At 34.3% G+C, this 15117-nt stretch carries 10 protein-coding genes and 1 pseudogene; 9 read left to right on the top strand and 2 right to left on the bottom strand.

Going from position 1 to position 15117, the window contains the following annotated elements; translation table 11 throughout:
- The 4 genes and pseudogenes from Q0W95_RS05460 to Q0W95_RS05445 all read left to right on the top strand — a co-directional run.
- A pseudogene (locus Q0W95_RS05460) lies at positions 1 to 452 on the top strand (hypothetical protein); the annotation flags it as partial.
- Positions 453 to 454: 2 nt separating this feature from the next.
- Entirely contained in the window at positions 455 to 2200 is a 1746-nt protein-coding gene (locus Q0W95_RS05455) for a hypothetical protein (RefSeq protein WP_297790675.1), read from the top strand.
- A gap of 92 nt (positions 2201 to 2292) precedes the next feature.
- Positions 2293 to 5283 carry a beta-N-acetylglucosaminidase domain-containing protein gene (locus tag Q0W95_RS05450; protein WP_297790674.1) on the top strand — a complete coding sequence of 997 codons (2991 nt, stop codon included), beginning with the start codon at positions 2293 to 2295 and terminating at the stop codon, positions 5281 to 5283.
- Positions 5284 to 5293: 10 nt separating this feature from the next.
- Positions 5294 to 10015, top strand: coding sequence for a sugar-binding domain-containing protein (locus Q0W95_RS05445; RefSeq protein ID WP_297790672.1), 4722 nt, complete (start codon positions 5294 to 5296; stop codon positions 10013 to 10015).
- A 127-nt stretch (positions 10016 to 10142) separates the two neighbouring features.
- Here Q0W95_RS05445 and Q0W95_RS05440 read toward each other — a convergent pair whose 3' ends face one another.
- Positions 10143 to 10748, bottom strand: coding sequence for a PepSY domain-containing protein (locus Q0W95_RS05440; RefSeq protein WP_297790670.1), 606 nt, complete (start codon positions 10746 to 10748; stop codon positions 10143 to 10145).
- A 147-nt stretch (positions 10749 to 10895) separates the two neighbouring features.
- On the bottom strand, positions 10896 to 11204 hold the full coding sequence (locus tag Q0W95_RS05435) for a hypothetical protein (protein WP_297790668.1): 309 nt from the start codon (positions 11202 to 11204) through the stop codon (positions 10896 to 10898).
- A gap of 165 nt (positions 11205 to 11369) precedes the next feature.
- Between Q0W95_RS05435 and Q0W95_RS05430 the strand changes: the two genes are divergently transcribed.
- From Q0W95_RS05430 to Q0W95_RS05410, 5 genes are read left to right on the top strand one after another with little or no spacing between them, the layout of a single operon-like run.
- Positions 11370 to 12041 carry a response regulator transcription factor gene (locus Q0W95_RS05430; protein ID WP_297790666.1) on the top strand — a complete coding sequence of 224 codons (672 nt, stop codon included), beginning with the start codon at positions 11370 to 11372 and terminating at the stop codon, positions 12039 to 12041.
- Positions 12031 to 13140 (top strand): HAMP domain-containing sensor histidine kinase, encoded by a 1110-nt coding sequence (locus tag Q0W95_RS05425; protein WP_297790664.1) that lies wholly within the window; start codon positions 12031 to 12033, stop codon positions 13138 to 13140. The genes Q0W95_RS05430 and Q0W95_RS05425 overlap by 11 nt, the downstream gene beginning before the upstream one ends.
- A gap of 46 nt (positions 13141 to 13186) precedes the next feature.
- Positions 13187 to 13333, top strand: a complete 147-nt coding sequence (locus tag Q0W95_RS05420) for a CD1871A family CXXC motif-containing protein (RefSeq protein ID WP_297790662.1) — start codon at positions 13187 to 13189, stop codon at positions 13331 to 13333.
- Complete coding sequence (locus Q0W95_RS05415; protein ID WP_297790660.1) at positions 13326 to 14183, top strand: 4Fe-4S binding protein; 858 nt, start codon at positions 13326 to 13328, stop codon at positions 14181 to 14183. Before Q0W95_RS05420 ends, Q0W95_RS05415 begins: the two co-directional genes overlap by 8 nt.
- Positions 14173 to 14853, top strand: coding sequence for a TlpA disulfide reductase family protein (locus tag Q0W95_RS05410; protein ID WP_297790658.1), 681 nt, complete (start codon positions 14173 to 14175; stop codon positions 14851 to 14853). Before Q0W95_RS05415 ends, Q0W95_RS05410 begins: the two co-directional genes overlap by 11 nt.
- The last annotated feature ends 264 nt before the right edge of the window (positions 14854 to 15117 follow it).

Raw genomic sequence — 15117 nt, 5'->3', positions numbered from 1 at the left:
CATCAGCTCCAGACAAGAAGGATGCAGAAACTCAAACCCCATCAGCTCCAGACAAGAAGGACGCAGAAACTCAAACCCCATCAGCTCCAGACAAGAAGGATGCAGAAACTCAAACCCCATCAGCCTCAGACAAGAAGGATGCAGAAACTCAAACCCCATCAGCCTCAGACAAGCAGGATAAAGAAATCCAAACACCAACAGAAGCAAACAATAATGACGCAGAAATTTTAGCCCCATCTGGAAATACAGAAGACACTAAAACAAAAACTCCTTCATCAAAAGGTAAAGACAAGGATAAAAAAGAAAATAAAGAAGAGAAAAAAGAAGAAGTGAAAAAACAGACAAAGGCAGCACCAAAGACTGGAGTAACAGGCATGACAGAGATATTCATGGGTCTAATAGCTTCTAGTTCAGCCTTATTTGTTGATAAGAAAAGAAAAAATAAGAGGTAAAAATGAATAAGAAAAAAGTTTTAAGCCTTGTTACAATTTTGGCAACAACGGCTGGTCTTGCTTTAGCACCAAGTAGTTGTTTTGCTACAGAAGATTCTGATGTTGGAGTTTATGACAAACTTGGTCAAGAAGCGAATATTGACAAACAATCTTATAAAATAATTAGCCAAACAACAAGTTATGAATATCCAAAAGCTTTTGCTTCTTTCACCAATGATCCACCAGGCTCAAATGATAAGGTAAGTTCATTAAATGATGGAATAATTGATATAGATGGATCAAAAGGAAATAATAGATGGACAACCTGGCAGAGAAATGCCTTAAAGGGCAACCAATATATTGGTGTAATATTTGGGGATAAAAAAGCGAGAAAACAAGAAGTGAGTGGATTATCACTAAGCTTTTTTGAAGACCACGGAACAAAGATGCCTCAAAAAATTAGGGTTGAATATTATGTTGGCTCTAAGCCAGAGGGGATAAAAAATCATGCTCATATGGCTGATGAGAAAGATAACTCATTTAATAATCCTCAAAACTGGAAGAGCGTAGAGAATTTAAGAGCGAATAATTTAGATAGAAATAAGATAAATGATATTTCCTTTGACAAAGTAGAAACTTTTGCGATAAGGATAGTTATGCTTCCACCAGAGGGGAAATCGCTAGCAGTTACAGAATTGCAAGCTTGGGGCAAAGATTATGTCAAAAAACCTTTGGAGCTAACAAAACTTAAAGACCTTTATGAAAAAGCACTCAAACTTGATAAGGATGACTACACATACACAAGTTACAAAAATTTTGAAAAAATCTTGCCAGAAATAGATAAGGTTCTCAAGAATAAGGATCTAGAACAGGAAGATGTTGACAAAGCTTTCGAAAAATTAAAGGAAAGTATAGGAAGACTTATATCTTTCAATAAAGCTAACAAGGTTGAATTAGAAAATCTAATTAAGAAAGCTGAGTCTTTCAAAAAAAATAAGTATACTCAAGAATCCTTTAATGAGCTTCAAGAGGAATTAGTTTATTCAAAATCTGTTCTCAAAAATAAAAGAGCTTCTCAACTGGATGTAGACAAGGCTGTTGAATATTTAAAAAAATATATAAAAAATCTAGTAGAGATTAGGTCTAAGGCAGATACCAGCCAGTTAAAGGAATGTTTAGCTTATGCAGAAAGTTTTAATTTGGATGAGTATGGGGATGAATCTAGGATGAACTTGGAAGTTGCAATAAAAAATGCAAAAGAAACATTAAAAGATCCTAGTTTAGCTCAAGATGTAGTAGATAAAATATATGACGAGCTCCTAGATAAAATATTTATGCTAGAAGAAAAAGAAGAGGAGGTTAAGTTAGATAAGTCTAAGCTGCTTTTAGGAATTGATTTGGCTAAGGATCTACTAGCTGACAAGTCAAAAACTTATGAAAAAGGATCACTAGAGCTAGTAAAGAAATCTTGCGAAAAGGCTGAGGAAGTTTATAAGAGTAAAGGCACAAGCAAAACTGAGGTAGACAATGCTTATTTTGATTTGCTTGAAGCTATAATGAATATTGACCAGAAACAATCTAGCGATTTAAGAGATAGGTCAAAATTAAAAGAGCTACTTGAATCAATAGAAAAGTCCGATTTAGCTAAAAGTGATAAACTTGCCAAGGCCTGTGTCAAAGCCAAAGAAGTTTATGATAAAGCAGGTTCTAGTCAAGATGATATTAATAAGGCTTATGAAGATTTATTAGGCATCTTAATGACTGAATAAAATTCTAAGAGAGCTATTACCTACGCTAAGTTAAAAACCCTTAGTGTAGGTAGAAGTTTGCAAACGTAACCTAAAATATTCGAGAGGTAATTATGAATAAAATAAAATTAAACAAGGTTGTCTTACTGGTGATTATGATATGCACCTTTGCTATTTTCGCCAAGTCCTCTTTGGCGAGCGGACAAGATTATGAAATATATCCTAAAGTGCACGAGATAGAATATCAAGAAGGCAACACTTCTCTAAAGGGTCAAGTTAATTTAGTTTTAGCTGATAAACTTGATAAGTACACTAAACAAAAGGCAGAGAATGTTTTAAAGAATAACGGAATAAATTATACAATTTCATCAAAAGAGCAAGCTGGCACCAATATCTTGGTAGGCATAAAGGGTTCTAATGACCAAGCTGATAAGTATTTTAAACAAAATGCAGATGATAAGGATATTTATGGACACTTTGATGCTTATTGCTTATCTGTAAAAAATAAGACAATTGCCATAGTTGGAAAAGATACTGATGCGAGCTTTTATGGCCTAGAAACTTTAGACTTAATACTAAGGCAAGCCAACAAAGAAGTAAGAAATTTGGTGATTAATGATTATTCCTCTGTAAAATTTAGGGGAGCTATTGAAGGATTTTATGGTAATCCATGGGGATGGGATAATAGAATTGATAACCTAAAATTTGGAGGTCAATTTAAAAACAACATTTTTGTTTTTGCACCAAAAGATGATCCATACCACAATCAGAAGTGGAGAGACTTATATCCAAAAGAAGATATAGATAATATAAGAAGATTGGCAGAAGTAGGTAATGAAAACAAAAATAGATTCGTTTGGACCATTCATCCATTTATGAATAATCCGCTAACAAGTGCCAATGCAGATGAAGATATTCCAAAAATAATTAATAAGTTCGAACAACTATATAAAGCTGGGGTAAGACAATATGGGGTACTTGCTGATGATATCCAAGGTACTAATAGAGATGTTGTTGTTAGGTTGATGAATGAATTATCAAAATGGGCTAAGGATAAGGGTGATGTGTATGATTTACTTTTTTGCCCAACATCTTATACCTTATCATGGAATTGGAATGCTAGCGAGTTAAATAAATGGGATAGGGAATTCCCTGATAATGTTCAAATATTTTTCACTGGTAGTTCAACTATGAGTTATATAAATGAGTCAGACCTTCAAAAATTCAAAAACAGGGGCACTTTTGGAAAAGAACGTAGAAGTCCTTTGTTCTGGTTGAACTGGTCAGTAAATGATATAGATAAATCTTTTAGGAGAGTATTTATTGGACCTATGGAAATGGTTTCCAACGATGCAAAAAGCATGATTGGAGTTGTAACCAACCCTATGGAACACGCTCACCTATCACAACTTTCACTATTTGCTATGGCGGATTATACCTGGAATGTGGAAGACTTTGATGCTCAACAGTCCTGGTACGATTCCTTTAAATATGTAGAAGCAAATGCAACAGAAGAACTTAGAAACTTTGCAAAACACAACACCTCATCAGATGGAGTAGGTTATTCTCTAAAAGAATCTGAAGAATTGCTTCCATTTATCAAAGAATTTGAGGATGCAGTTGATAAGCAAGATAAGGATGCTATCAAAGAAAAAGGGGATAAACTAAAGGCGGAATATCAAAAGATAGCCGACAATGTTGATGATTATAATGAGAAAGCGTCAAACAAAGATATTAAAGACGAACTAAAACCATATCTTGAATCAATGAAAGATACATCTCTTGCAGCAATAAAAGATATCGAAGCTATAGAATACTATGCACAAAAAGGTGGAGACAAAAACCTTGTCCAAATGTTTAAAGAGGCAGATGCTATATGGAAGAAAGCTAACGCCCACACCTTTAACTCCAGAGGCAAAGAACTTCCTATAAGGACAGGAAGCAAGAGAATTAGAGCTAATGTTGAAAAAATGCACGAAGTTTTGGCGGAAGTTGCAATAGATCCTAATGCTAAAACAGGACCATTCAAAAATCCAAACATAAGCGAAGAAAACATTATTACATCTGCTCCTTACGGAATTTACCAAAACCATAGCAAGAAAAAGATGATTGATTTGAATGATAATTCTTTCACCTGGTGGTCAACCCCTGGCGATACTTACAGGAAGGGAGACTACATCGGATTTGATTTAAAGGAAGAATACCCACTAGGCAGATTCAGATTAGTAATGGGTGGAAGCTCTGCAAACGACCATTTTAGCGAATATGAAATAATATATTCAAATGATAAGGTTAACTGGAAGAGATATGGAGATGTTATAACTCAAAAAGAAGCCAAGAAAGTAACAGAAATAGATTTCAGTGACGAAGGAATAACTGCAAGATATGTTGCCGTTAGGAGCTTGACCGAAGGTCATTATTGGGTTCAAGTTTCTAATATGATGGTTAAAACTCTTGATGTAAAGGAAGCTGATAAGACATCCTTAAAAGAGATGATTGAATATTCTGAAACTATCGAAAAAGAAGGATATACCAGCGAATCATTTGATCGCTTGGCTAAAAAATTAGAAGAAGCGAAGAAGGTAAGTTCTAGAAAATTATCTAGTCAAGAAGAAGTCGACAAGGTATATGAAGAACTTATGGATGCCGTATTTTCTTTGGAAGAACGAGATGAGTCAGTAGCCGATAAAGAAAGATTAGAAATTTTAATAAAAGCCTCACAAGATGTAGTAGAAAACGAAAATAAATATGAAAAAAATACTATGGCTAAGGTTAAAGAGGCGTTGACAAGTGCCCTAGAAGTAAATAAAAACATAAATGCTAGCCAAGAAGAAGTTGATAAAGCCTACAACAATCTAAGCAACAAACTACTAGCTCTTAGGAAAAAAGATTCAACACCTATTGATAAGTCAAGACTTAAAGCGCTTCTTGACTCAAGTGTAACATATGATAGCGATAAATATACAAATGAATCTATAGAAATTTACAAACAAGCCTTAGATAAAGCTAAAGAGGTATTCAAAAATACTAGAGCTAAACAAGAAGAAGTAGATGACTGTTATGAATCACTACTAGAAGCAATGTTAGATTTAGAGCTAAAATAAGAGGTAGGGTATGGGAAATAAGACTATAAAAAATGCAAAACACAAAATAATTAGTTCAATATTAGCCCTAAGCCTAGTGGCTGGGAATATAGGTGGCCTACCTTTCAAATCCCACGCAGATAGCTCATCTTCAAGCGTTATAATCTCGAAGCCGGAAAATGTTTTTTTGGAAAATTCTGATCCAACACAGAAAATAATGGATTTTGACTCTAACTGGAAATTTAAGTTAGGAGATCAATCTGGAGCAGAAAAAGATAACTTTGACGACTCCTCTTGGAGAAATATTGAACTTCCTCATGATTATAGTTTGGAAGGCGAATACACGTCCAGAGGAGAAGCTGAATCAGGATATAAACTAGGAGGAGTCGCATGGTATAGGAAGTCTTTCTCTATACCTGCAACTAACAAAGATAAGAAATATACTATATATTTTGATGGGGTATATATGACATCTACAGTCTATATAAACGGCCATAAGCTTGGATTCCATGCTTATGGTTACACGCCCTTCGCTTATGATATAACTCCTTACCTAAATTTTGGTGGAAATAATGTAATTTCAGTTAGAACTGATAATCCTGTTCCTTCAAGTAGGTGGTATTCAGGCTCTGGTATTTATAGAGATGTAAGTTTGATAGTTTCAGAAAATCTTCATATAGATTTGTATGGAGTTGACATCAAAACTCCTACATTAAATGCTAGAAACACAAATACAGTTACAATGAATGTAAAAACAAAAGTTAAAAATGATTCTGATAAGAAAAGGACTTTTTTAATAAAACATAGAGTTTATAGCAAGGAAGATGAAAGTGAAGTTGCAAGCTACACTTCCCAAAATATAAGCTTGGATCCAGGAAAAACTACTGAAAATAAGGCTGACTTTCAAGCGAATAATCCTAAACTTTGGGACGTAGATGACCCTAATCTTTATGTAGTTGAAACAAAAATTGAAGAGGATGGTCAAGTTATAGATGAAGATAAAACAGACTATGGTTTTAGATTCATTGAAGCTAATAATAAAGATGGATTTCTATTAAATGGCAAAAAAATAAAGATAAAGGGTGTCTGCATGCACCACGACCAGGGTTCTCTTGGAGCTAGAGCTTATGAAAGTGCTATAGATAGACAAGTTAGAATCCTAAAAGATATGGGAACTAATACAATTAGGGTAACCCATAATCCAGCGTCAAGAGCCCTAATAAATGCTGCAAATAAGTATGGAATGCTCCTAATAGATGAGGCTTTTGATGGTTGGATCTTACCAAAAAATAGCAACTCAAATGATTTTTCTACTTATTTTGAAAAAGAAGTAGGAGAAAGTGAATTAATAAATTCTACAAGAGATATGACCTGGGCAGAGTTTGCTATAAAACAGATGGTCAGTAGGGGTAAAAACGATCCTTCTATAGTTATGTGGTCAATGGGTAACGAAGTCTTGGAAGGAACAAATTGGTCTAGGCAAGGCGAGTATCCAGGAGTAATGAGAAATCTCATTAAATGGACCCAAGAAATAGATGACACAAGATATGTAACTATGGGAGATAACCAACTAAAGGGCGGTTATAACAACAATGTTGTGGCTATGGCTCAAGCAATTAGTGATGCGGGTGGTATCGTAGGCGTAAACTATGTTAATGATAATAGGTACGATCAACTTAAAAACGACCATCCTGATTGGACTTTGTTTGGTTCTGAAACCGCTTCATCAATCAATTCCAGAGGGATTTATTATAGGACAAATGGAGGCTCTCAAACCATAGATAAGAACCTAACAAGTTACGATAATTCGAGAGTTAACTGGGGCGCACTTGCTTCTAAGGCTTGGTATGACACAATTACGAGAGATCATGTATTGGGTGAAGCCGTTTGGACTGGTTTTGACTACTTGGGAGAACCAACTCCATGGAATGGAACCATACCTGGAGCTCAAGGAATTTGGCCATCACCTAAGGCTTCCTATTTTGGAATAATTGATACCGCAGGCCTAGAAAAAGACTCTTACTACTTGTACAGATCCGTATGGAACGATAAAGATACTACTCTTCATCTATTACCAGCATGGGGAAGGGATATTGTAAGTAATGGAGCGGGTGGAGTTCCTATAGTTGTTTATACAAATGCAGATAGTGTAGAGTTGTTCTTTACCCCAAGGGGCGGACAAAGACGCTCTTTAGGTAAGAAAAAATTGATAACTAACACTACTAAGTCAGGCTTTAGGTATAAAACTGTAGAGGGCGAAAGTGGAAACGAATCCTTGTATGTAAAATACAATTTAAAATACGAAGATGGAAAAATTGAAGCTGTAGCTTACGATAAAAATGGTAAAGAAATTAAAAATACTGTAGGAAGAAATTTTGTAGAAACTACAGGTAAGGCCGAATATATAGAGGCTAGCCTAGATAAGAAGAGCCTAGATAATGATGGAAAAGATCTTGCCTATGTCAGAATTGACATAAAGGATAAGAATGGAAATATAGTAACCAATGCGAATAACAATATTAAAGTTGACGTTACAGGAAACGGTAGTCTTATAGCTATGGATAATGGCTTGCAAGCCGACCATCAAGCCTATGATGAAGGTAATAGAAATGCTCACGCTGGCTCATTGATAGCAATTGTTAAGGCCGGCAAATCTTCAGGAGATATAAATATAAATATAACATCTGAAGGATTGAAGGCTAAAGCTCTTAGCCTAAAAACCAACAAGGTACATGATTTTGATGCTGAAGCTGGAGTTTCATATTATACCTATAGCAAGACCTATACAGTTAAGAAATCATCCAGAATCAACTTGCCTCAAAGTGTTAAGGCAACATTTTCTGATAGATCAACAAGAGATGTGAAGGTAAGTTGGGAGGCCTTTGACAATAGCTTATTGGATAAGGAAGGTAAGTTTGAAATCAAAGGTAAGACTGAATTAGGGCATGAAGTATCCGTAAATGTAAATGTAGTAGATGATGTTGTGGCCTTACTTAATGTATCAGTAAACACTCTACCTAATGTTATCCCATCCCTACCAAGTCAAAGGCCTGGTGTTAAGAGTAATGGAGATATAATAGATACAAACTTTAATGTTAAGTGGGATGCTATATCAGCAGAAGAAGTCAAAGAAGAAAAAATCATCCAAAAACATGGAAAAGCTAATATATTTGGTAAAGTTGTAGATGTTATTGCCAATATAAGAATCGCTAGTCCGAAAGTTAGCTTGGGAGATAATGTGATAAGCCAGGCTATGAATAAATCTACAAGTGTAGATGAAAATCTCCTAGAAGGTTCTATAGATAATTTGCTTGATGGCAAGAAAGAATACAACAGAAGAAATACAAAAAATAGCGTGTTTTCAAACATATATGCAGCTAGAGAAGGCCTAGATGAATTTGATTTAGTTTTTGAATATGCTACTCAACAGGTATTTGGACAGGCTGGTTTAACTTTTGCTATTGATGGCAGGGGTTCGGAATATCCAGACAAGGACAGGATAAAGCTTTTAGTTTCTGAAACAGGAGCAGAAGATTCTTGGAGAGAGGTTAACTATGATCTAGAAGTTAGTGATTTAGGTAAAAATGTTAAAGATTATAAGTTAAACTTTAACCCAAGTCAAGCAACCTTTGCTAAAATAATTATAAAAAATAAGCAAGATAAGCATACCTGCCTAACAGAAGCTTCACTAAACCTATCTGAATCAGAAAATGTAATTTTCGATTCAACTGACTTTGATAGCTTGAAGATTTCCAACAAGAACTTAAGCGAGGAAGAGCTTAAGAAGGATTCCTATACAACGAATGATTTAAAGGCTAAGATAGATGTAAAAACTAAGGAAAATGCGTCATACACTGTTCTTCCAGAAAAGGATTCAAAGATAAACATCTTGCTAGAGTCTGAAAATGGATTGAAGAGGAGAAAGTTCACCATTAATCTAGTCAAAAAAGCTAAGGTTGATACTGAGAATTTGAAATCTATGATAGATTACTTTAAATCTTTAGACGAACAAATGTATACGGAAGAGTCCTACAAAAAAATGGCCGACAAGGTAAGTGAGGCTGAGAAAGTATTAGAGTCAGCTGATATCAACCAAACTAAGGTTGATGCACTCTATGAAGAAATTTTGAATCTAAGTTTCGAATTAGAGGATAAGGAATTAGATGAAGAAAATGCTGATACCACAGCCCTAATACATCTTTTCTATAAGGCAGTTGCTATTGATCAATCTAGGTATACAAATGAATCTTTTGAAAACTTGAAAAAATCTTTAGCTAAGGCGAGAGAAATTTTAGATAAAGATAAGATTGATCAAAATTCATGTGATAAAGCATATGAAAACTTACTAGCGGCAGTTGTTGGATTAAAATTAAAAGAAAATGAAAATAACATTAATAAACAAAAGCTAAAAGATTTGGTGGAGAATATAGCTAATAACCAAGATATTCTTGAAAAATCTGATAAGACCAAAGAGTTAAAAGGTCTAGTTGAGCAAGCTAGAAAAGTTTTAGATGACAAAAATTCTAAGGCTAAGCAAGTTGAAGAATCATACAATAAATTAATAGATGTCTTGTTTAAGCTTCAAAATGAAAATGACCTAACACTTCTAAAGACAAGCCTTAACCTTATAGTTTCTTCCGAAGAAAAGGATGAGGAAATTAAAGAAAAGGTAGATAAGGTATTAGATGATGAGAAAACTAATAAGATAGAAATTAATCAAACATTGAATGATTACGTAACCTATAAAAAATAGTAAACTACAGAAAACCCCAATAAATACTATATTAGTAAAATTTATAGAATAAATTCTTCCCTCCATACAAAAAACCAAGACTTGGGGTGTCTTGGTTTTTTGCTTGTAATTAAATTTTTTCTAGGAGCTAGTCGTCTACTACTTCTCCAGTTAGGGCATCCACCTCTTTGTCGGTTCCATTTTCTATATCTATTTCGTATTTAGTTTTTCCGTCATCTGTTTTGAGACTCCACTCAACAACCTTAGCCCCATCTTGACCTGCTATAGCTTTATCAATAGCTTCTTTTGGGCTTATGATTTTAGAAAAGTCAATTGCTTCAATTTGTTCCTTATCCTTATCCTCTTCCTCTTTTTGAGCCTTAATATCACCAGTATTTGCATCAAAGCTTAGGCTATATTCTTTATTTTCTTTCTTGCCCTCAAACTTGTATAGGTAAGTTCCGTTTTCTAGCTCAAGTTTAACTTCTTCAATAGCTATATCCTTATCAGCAAAAACTTCTTCAAACTTAGCTAAGCTAGCATTTAAGTCTATTTTAACTTCGTTAATGTTAGGTGAAGAAGTTTTTTCTGAAGCTTTAACATTACCGTCATCATCTTTGCTGGTATCCTTAAAATCTTCTACTTGTTTTTCAATATTGGTATCCTTAGGATCTAGATTTGTATCTTTTGCCTTTCCACATCCACCGAGGACTAGGCCTAGTGCAAGGGTTAAGGCTAATAACTTTTTACTCATTATTTCTCCTTGTCTTTAATTTCTTGCAAATATTATAATGGAAATTTCAAAAATGTAAAGTCAAGTTTAATTTTATCGAAATCCATAATAAAATATAAGAAAACGAAAAAAGAGCTGGCATAAGCCAGCTCTAAAGCTTGGATTAAATTATTTGTTGTCTCCAGCTTTGTCAGCATCTTTATTTTCTTCAGTAGAAGCTTTATCTTCTTCTTTGTTTTCTTTGTTTTCTTCTTTATTTTCTTCTTTGCTGTCTTCTTTTTTATCTTCAGCTTTGTCAGCGTCTTTGTTGTCTTCAGCTTTATCAGCGTCTTTATTTTCTTCAGCTGGTTTTGTTTCTTCTACTTTTGTTTCAGCTGATGTATCTGCTGGTTCAGCTTTTTTGTCAGTGTTGTTTCCACAACCTGCAAGGGCAAATGATGCTACTAATAATAGTGCTGCAATTTTATTTGTTTTCATTTTTATCACTCCTTTATTGTTAACAAATATCTTGTTACGCTATAATTATATACCAAAATCTTTTTTTGTAAAACAAATTTTTTGAAAAAGTAAAGGCTATTTTATGTGGTCTTTATGGGGATTTAATAGTTTTGTGATATAATTTTTTGATAAGAGGAGGGAAATATGAAAGTACTTATAGTTGAAGATGAAAGAAAACTTTTGAGATTGCTTGAGGAAGGACTCGAGCTTTTAGGTTATGTTACAGATACAGCAAGAGATGGCCAAGAAGGCTTGGAGCTTGCCTATGTTGAAACATACGATATTATTATTCTCGATATAAACTTGCCAAAGAAGGATGGTTTTGAAGTATTGAGAGAGATTAGACAATTTAACAAGGAAGTCAATATAATTATGCTTACCGCAAGAAGTGATATTGATGATAGGGTCAAGGGGCTAGATTATGGAGCCAATGATTATATGACTAAGCCTTTCGACTTGAAGGAGCTTGATGCAAGGATGAGGTCTTTGCTTAGGAGAAAGTCTATCCAAGAGGAAACGGCTATTACCATAAATGGCATAACCTATGATACTGTAAAAAGACTTGCAAGCTATAAGGGTGAAGACCTAGGTCTTACTGCCAAGGAAACAGGAATTATAGAATATCTCTTTCTAAACAGGGACAGGTATGTGAGCGTGGAAGAGATAATGGAGCATGTATGGGATTCTAATGCAGATGATTTTTCAAATACAGTTAGGGTTCATATGTCTTCCTTGAGGAAAAAAATCAAGAAGGTAACAGGAGAAAATTATATAGAAAATGTAATTGGCAAAGGCTATAAAATTTATGAAGAATAAAAGATCTTATGATTCTATTGTTATTAGGTTGATAATTTCGGTTGTAATAATTTTTATAGTAATGATGTTTGTTACCAATTTTCTTGTTAATAGAAAACAACTTTTGGTAATGGAGGGGGTATTCGAACAGTTTTCGGAGAATGTTCCTTCAGATAATAAATCTATGGTGCTTCTTGTCGATAGTGCTCAGCTTCAATCGACAAGTGAATTTAAAATATATACAGTAATGGTCATGGTGGGTGTGCTTTTGGTGGGTTCTCTGACATTTGCCTATATAATAAACAAAACTTTAAAGCCCTTAAAAAATTTGGAAGAAAAAATTGCCAAAGTAGATATAGAAAATCCAGAAACTTTTTCGGAAAGTTTTGTCTTGGAAGAAGGACCTACAGAACTTAAAGAATTATCGGAGAAATTTGACGATCTTATTCAAAGAATTTATAAAGACTATAAAAGACAAAAAGATTTTTCTTCAAATGTTGCCCATGAATTGAGAACACCGATAGCAATCATGCAGGCACAAGTTGATGTCTTTTCAAGAAAGAATACTAATCCTAATTACTTAGATTTTATAGAAACTTTTGATGCAAACCTCAAAAGACTTAAAAAACTTATTGACTCTGTTCTTCTTTTGAGCAAGAAAAACAAGCTTAATATTAGTCTTATCAATATAGATGATATGATTGATGAAATTCTCTTTGACCTAGAAGATAAGGCAAAGGATAGGAAGGTTAAGCTCAATTATTCTGCAAGCAATATCAGCATGCATTCGGATGATGGGCTCTTACAAAGGCTAATCTTTAATATAGTTGAAAATGCTATTAAGTATAACAAGCTAGGCGGCGAAGTCGATATTGAAGCTTACAAGGAAAAAGAAGGACTTATAATAAAGGTTAGCGATACTGGTATAGGAATAAGCGATGAAAAAAAGGGAGAAATATTTGACCTCTTCTACCAAGTGGACGACTCAAGAACCAGAGAAGGCTTTGGGATTGGCTTATCCTTGTGCAAGGATATAGGAGAAAGCTTGGGTGCAAAAATCGAGGTTGTAGATAATGAAAGTGGAGGTTCAACCTTTTTGATAAAATTTAAGAATATTTAACATAAATTTAACAAAGCCTATGTTAATATATAATCGAGGTAAGGATATGATATTTGAAAAAAGAAGAAATGTTGGAAGGCTACTGTTGCTAATCTCCGTTGCTTTCATAATTTATGGAGTGATGAGAGGGGAGATGGATACAGTCTTTGCTAAGGCTGTAAAATTATGTTTGGAGTGTATTGGAATTGGATAAGATAAAAAACTTAAATCGCATGGTCATTCAGGCCATAGCCACTTTTTTCACTAACGCTCATATTTCAAACTTCTTCACGGGTAAAATATACACAGGCCCTACCAAAAAAGTCTGTGTGCCAGGGCTTAATTGCTATTCTTGCCCAGGAGCTGCTGGATCTTGTCCCATAGGATCTATGCAGGCGGTAATGGGTGCCAAAAAATACAAGTTTTCCTACTATGTTGTAGGGACTATGATGTTTTTTGGGGTTGTATTTGCAAGGCTTATTTGTGGCTTTCTTTGTCCTTTTGGATTTTTCCAAGACCTATTGGCAAAGATTCCCTCCAAAAAATTAAGTACAAAGAAATTGAAGCCTTTAAGATACGTTAAATATATAATACTTTTTGGGCTTATGCTTATGATGACACTCGTATTAGGCGATAAGTACGAGGTTGTTCCTCCCATATTTTGTAAGTATATTTGTCCTCAAGGAATTATTGAAGGTGCAATACCCCTAGCTATCAAAAACCCATCCCTTAGATTAGGACTCGGAAGCTTATTTAACTTAAAACTTACGATTTTAATCATAACAATTATCCTATCTATAATATTCTACAGACCCTTCTGTAAGTGGATTTGTCCACTAGGAGCTTTTTACTCCTTGTTCAACAAATACTCCCTCTACCAAATGAATGTTGATATGAACAAGTGTGTGAATTGCGGAAAGTGTGCTAGGGTTTGTAGGATGGATGTAGATATAAGGAAAAACGACCACGATTTAGAATGTATAAGATGTAATGATTGTAAGAAGGCTTGTCCAACCAATGCCATATCTTCCTCATTCAAACAAAGGAGAGACTATGAAAAATAAAATACTTATAGCGATGCTTGCTGCACTAACATTAACAGCCTGCGGAAACACAAAACCAGAAAACAAGGCTGAAGAAAAGCCAGAAACTAAACAAGAAGAAGTTAAGAAAGAAGATACTAAAGACGCTAAAGAATCTGACAAAAAAGAAGAAGCTAAAAAAGACGATAAGACAGAAGCTGTAGATGCATCAAAAGCTGGTGCTAAAATGCTACCTGACTTCAAGGCAACTGACCAAGAAGGCAAAGAATTTAGCAAAGAAGATATAGCTAAAAATGATGCTACAGTAATCAACCTTTGGTTTACAGGATGTTCTGCCTGCGTAGAAGAAATGAGTGAATTAAATGACCTAGCTACCAAGATTAAGGGTCAAGATAAGGTTAACTTTATCTCTATGTGCACAGACAAAAACTACGATGATTCAACAAAAGAAGCTTATGAAAGAATCATGAAAGATAAAAAACCAACCTACCAAGCTCTAGGAGTTGAAAATGAAGGAGATATGAAGACTTTCCTAGAAAATATCTTTGTATATCCAACAACTATAGTAGTAGACAAAAATGGAAATGTAATTGGAGATCCTGTTGAAGGAGCACTAACAAATCCAGAACAACAAGAAAAACTCCAAAACAATATTAAGGCTGCTATAGAAAGCTCAAAAGCTGCAAAATAATATTTACAATGGTAGTAAAGGAAAATCACTTGGTATAGTAACCCTGATTTCTCTACAAGTTATATGATGTAATAGCAAGTGATTTTTTCCTTAACTATATATCCTTTACAAATTTAGCCCTAGGGCGATGAAGATAATTTGTTTTTCAATTATAAGCACCACATGGTGCTTTTTGATTGCCAAAAAACTACAAAAATCATATAATAGGATTATGATAAAGGAGAAAAGCATGACCAAAAATAAAAAACTACTAGCAGCTTTGCT

It is taken from the genome of uncultured Anaerococcus sp., from assembly GCF_947253225.1.
GTDB lineage: Bacteria > Bacillota > Clostridia > Tissierellales > Peptoniphilaceae > Anaerococcus.
This window is presented reverse-complemented; position numbering and strand designations above follow the sequence as displayed.

Coding starts and splice junctions, on each gene's coding strand:
- Q0W95_RS05410 (WP_297790658.1), top strand. CDS start 14,173: ATGAAAAATAAAATACTTATAGCGATGCTTGCTGCACTAACATTAACA.
- Q0W95_RS05455 (WP_297790675.1), top strand. CDS start 455: ATGAATAAGAAAAAAGTTTTAAGCCTTGTTACAATTTTGGCAACAACG.
- Q0W95_RS05435 (WP_297790668.1), bottom strand. CDS start 11,204: ATGAAAACAAATAAAATTGCAGCACTATTATTAGTAGCATCATTTGCC.
- Q0W95_RS05430 (WP_297790666.1), top strand. CDS start 11,370: ATGAAAGTACTTATAGTTGAAGATGAAAGAAAACTTTTGAGATTGCTT.
- Q0W95_RS05420 (WP_297790662.1), top strand. CDS start 13,187: ATGATATTTGAAAAAAGAAGAAATGTTGGAAGGCTACTGTTGCTAATC.
- Q0W95_RS05425 (WP_297790664.1), top strand. CDS start 12,031: ATGAAGAATAAAAGATCTTATGATTCTATTGTTATTAGGTTGATAATT.
- Q0W95_RS05445 (WP_297790672.1), top strand. CDS start 5,294: ATGGGAAATAAGACTATAAAAAATGCAAAACACAAAATAATTAGTTCA.
- Q0W95_RS05450 (WP_297790674.1), top strand. CDS start 2,293: ATGAATAAAATAAAATTAAACAAGGTTGTCTTACTGGTGATTATGATA.
- Q0W95_RS05440 (WP_297790670.1), bottom strand. CDS start 10,748: ATGAGTAAAAAGTTATTAGCCTTAACCCTTGCACTAGGCCTAGTCCTC.